Consider the following 237-nt stretch of genomic DNA (forward strand, 5'->3'; position numbering starts at 1 on the left):
CAACAGACCAAGACCCACTGCAAGAGACGGCGCAATCCCGATGATACAAGAGGCAACCACAACCGCCGCCTGTATTCGTTCCCTCCCGAATTTGCCAATCAGCGTAATGGCAATCCGATGGCCGCCCCCAGCATCTGAGACAAGCCTCCCCAGCATCGCGCCAAGTCCAAACCCTAAAGCTAAATGCCCCAGCTGCTCTCCAATTGCAGCCTCAATTGAAAGAACAATTTTATTGAT

1 protein-coding gene is annotated in these 237 nt (G+C 52.7%); it reads right to left on the reverse strand.

Annotated features, from left to right (window positions below; genetic code table 11):
• A partial coding sequence (locus tag SB658_RS27370) for a GntT/GntP/DsdX family permease (RefSeq protein WP_486308231.1) occupies positions 1-237 on the reverse strand: 237 nt, incomplete at both ends.

Origin of the sequence: Bacillus sp. SIMBA_008 (genome assembly GCF_046535495.1) — a bacterium.
Classification (GTDB): domain Bacteria; phylum Bacillota; class Bacilli; order Bacillales; family Bacillaceae; genus Bacillus; species Bacillus subtilis.